The sequence below is a fragment of the Nocardioides maradonensis genome (assembly GCF_054777115.1).
In genome coordinates this window covers 1-2,561 of the sequence record NZ_BAAHAZ010000041.1, presented here as the reverse complement: position 1 = coordinate 2,561, position 2,561 = coordinate 1, and the positions used below count along the sequence as shown (strand labels likewise).

At 64.2% G+C, this 2,561-nt stretch carries 3 protein-coding genes; 1 reads left to right on the top strand and 2 read right to left on the bottom strand.

All coding sequences use genetic code 11. The features are described 5' to 3' along the window. Window positions 1–130 precede the first annotated feature (130 nt). Window positions 131–586, top strand: coding sequence for an SIR2 family protein (locus tag ACYVAQ_RS23305; RefSeq protein ID WP_460793001.1), 456 nt, complete (start codon window positions 131–133; stop codon window positions 584–586). 304 nt (window positions 587–890) lie between these two features. On the opposite strand, the gene ACYVAQ_RS23300 is transcribed toward ACYVAQ_RS23305, so the two are convergent. Beyond that, entirely contained in the window at window positions 891–1,139 is a 249-nt protein-coding gene (locus ACYVAQ_RS23300) for a hypothetical protein (protein ID WP_460793000.1), read from the bottom strand. A 7-nt stretch (window positions 1,140–1,146) separates the two neighbouring features. Continuing rightward, window positions 1,147–2,079 carry a hypothetical protein gene (locus ACYVAQ_RS23295; protein ID WP_460792998.1) on the bottom strand — a complete coding sequence of 311 codons (933 nt, stop codon included), beginning with the start codon at window positions 2,077–2,079 and terminating at the stop codon, window positions 1,147–1,149. Between the last annotated feature and the right edge of the window lie 482 nt (window positions 2,080–2,561).

Below are 2,561 nucleotides of genomic sequence, written 5' to 3'. Positions count from 1 at the left end.
TCGGACGGTTGACCCCCATCGAGTACGAGACCATCATGACCACGCCAGCCACTCAGGCTGCGTGACCCAACCTGTCACCCGTTCGTGCAGCAGTCCCGACCTACCCACGGCACCGGAGCCATCTGGCCGCTTGGGCGTCATCTTCGGGCAACGGGGGAAGGTGCGAAGCGATGGCCCCTTCGCAGCGATGCTGAGAGAGTTCGACGCCTGGCTTCATCGTGCCGCCGAACTCGTGGTCGTCGGCTACTCCTTCCGTGACGAGCACATCAACGGGATACTGCGGCGTCGGATTGCCGGCGACCCAACCTTCCAAGTGACGATCGTCGACCCGGCGCTTGAGGGCGTGCTCGAGAGGTACCGCTTCAATGCAGACGCCAGCTTTCGAGACGAGCTGCTTGGTGCGCTGACCGACTATGAGTCGGTGACCGACGCGGATGGCATCGGGCACGCGCAGCGTCGTTGCCGCGAGATGCTCAGGCTAGTGCCGCAGGGGGCTTGCGAAGGTCTGGCCGACGTCTTCGGAGAGGCGCCAGCGGTGAAGCCGTCTGCTGCCGGTCCGACCGGTCAAGCCACACCGCACATATGAGGCAGGCAGACAAACCACGTGTCTTGCCGGTGTGAGGGCTGGTCTCGCTCCTGCGCGAGTGGTGCCCCGGCGTTGGGGGACGTGCCAGTGGCTTTGATCGTCATCTCTGATGTCGTTTGGTCGCGAATCGTGACGCTCCCACCGGATCGGGGTTTCGTTGGTCGTGAATTTTGGCGTCACTCAGCGTCTTGGGTCGGGCCGGGCCCTGTGCTCGGGAAGAGGGTCGCCGGTGCGGGGCGTGTCGAAGCCGTGACAGTCGGAGCAGCCATGTGGCACCGACGGCCCGCAAGACGTTCTGCGGGCTTCAAGCCGGAGGTTCCTCAGGCTCGGCAGCCAGCCTTTGGGCGAACGACTGACGGTCCTGTCGGGTCATTCGACCGAAACTGAAGCTGCCGATCACGTCCGCCTGGTTCTCGGTGATGCCGAAGCGGTCAACCAGTGCGGAGTACAGGTCCTCCTTGTTCTCGGCTGAGATCGCCATGCCAAGGACCTCACCAGCGTTGTCTATCGCGAGGCTGATTGCCTCGTAGACCTGCCTCTGCGTCAGTGTCACGGATCCATCATCCTCCGGTGGCGGCGATCGGGAAGGTCAGGCCGGCACTGTTTTGACGTGCCCGACGCGTCTGGATCTGCACGTCGGCTACCGCGGCGCCCTCGCTCATCCGGAAGTTGACTTGTTCGTAGTACCAGTCGGTATTGCCGGACTCCACGTAACCATTCGCATTGCACGTGAAGAACGTGCCGCCTGTCGGGCAGTTGTAGATCGCGATGGTGTCGTCGGGCCAGTTGTTGATGTCCTGTCGCAGCTTCGCCGAGTAGCGGGTGATGGTCGGGCTGATCGATCCCGGCCTCATATCGTCGTACAAGTACATGTCGCGGCCGTTCCCGTAGTAGGTGTTCGCGGTGTAGTCCTCGACGATGTAGCCGACGGGGTAGGTTCCCGAGTTGGTCGTTTCTTCGAGCCAGATCTTGACCGCCGTACTGTTGTGGTGCTGCCAGCGGTACGCGTTCTGCGCCTTGGGCTCACCATTGTCATATTGGTCGGCGAGCGCGGGCTGGACAGTGGTCTTCCGTCCGCGCCCTCGGCTCGTCTTCTGGGTGGTAGCGCTCAGGGCCGCGACTGCTTGACCGCTGCTGCTGTCACCGACGGTGTCGCTTGCGAGGGTGGCGGGAATCTCCAACAGCTGCGTTACCGCGGTCTCGGGATCGAAAGGGTCGGGCGGATTGGTGAGGACGTCGGTGATCGCAACCAGTGTCTGTGGGTCCGTGAGAGTGGCAAGCGACTGGGCGAGAGTCAGCGCCCCAGCTAGCGTGTTGCCCTGGATGATGGACTCAGCGACCGCGTCAGCAACGGCACTGCTGCCGTCGTAACCGAAGAAGGTCAGAGACAGGTCGTCGGCATGCGCCGCAGGCGGTGGTGTGGACAACGTTGCCGCGCCAAGGGCTGCTGCGGCCACGGCGGCAGCGAGCCGCCTCTGGTATTTCGATTCCATGTTCAGTCAATCCCCTTTGATCCCGAGGCCCGAGCTGGAGCGTGGCCATGTGAATCCCCCGCTGGGAGTCTGCTCCGCCAAGACTCGAAGGGACATGACACTTACTGACCACGGGAACCCGGGCCGTCGGTCCCGGCCTTGTGGGGCCCCGGGTCGCGGGCGTCAGGCCGATCGGTGCTGAGGCCAGGCCCGCGCTGCCGCCGCGGCGATCACGTGGTCGTACCGCAGCCACAGCCGCGCTCCGCCGAGTGCCCATCAGGCGCCGGGCGTCGTCCCCGGCTTCGACTGCGCTCAGAATTCGCGACCAGGATGTGACTGCAGGGTCACTCCGGGACCGTTCGACATTGGCGACCAAATGCAGTCAGAATTCGTGACCAAAGCCGTGCCGACAGAGCCCCGTGGGGTGGTGGGCTTTGAGGTGATCCTCGGTGCCCTACTCGCCGCTCTCGATGGCGGCGTGCTCACCAGTATCCACGGGGTCG